Here is a 299-nt window from a genome sequence, read left to right as displayed (position 1 = left end):
TTGAGCGAAGGGCAGATGAGCGACTACAAAGGTGCCGCGCGGATGCTGCATGCTTTTCCCAAGGCAAAGACGCTTCTTGCCGACAAGGGATATGACGCCGACTGGTTTCGAGACGCCTTGGCGCAACGCAAGATAACGGCCTGCATTCCATCACGGGCAAACCGCAAGGTGCCGATCCCGCACGATCCAGCGCTCTACAAAAAGCGGCACAAGATCGAAAACATGTTCGGCAGGCTCAAGGACTGGAGGCGAATTCACACCCGATACGACCGTTGCGCTCACACCTTCTTCTCAAGCAT

General features: G+C 56.2%; 1 protein-coding gene. It reads left to right on the top strand.

Features of this window, described 5'->3' with window-relative positions:
• Positions 1-299: transposase (locus EQW76_RS28860; RefSeq protein WP_244615611.1), on the top strand; the 299-nt coding region annotated here is incomplete at both ends.

This window comes from Rhizobium sp. rho-13.1 (genome assembly GCF_007000305.1).
Taxonomy (GTDB): Bacteria; Pseudomonadota; Alphaproteobacteria; order Rhizobiales; family Rhizobiaceae; genus Rhizobium; species Rhizobium rhododendri.
This window is presented reverse-complemented; position numbering and strand designations above follow the sequence as displayed.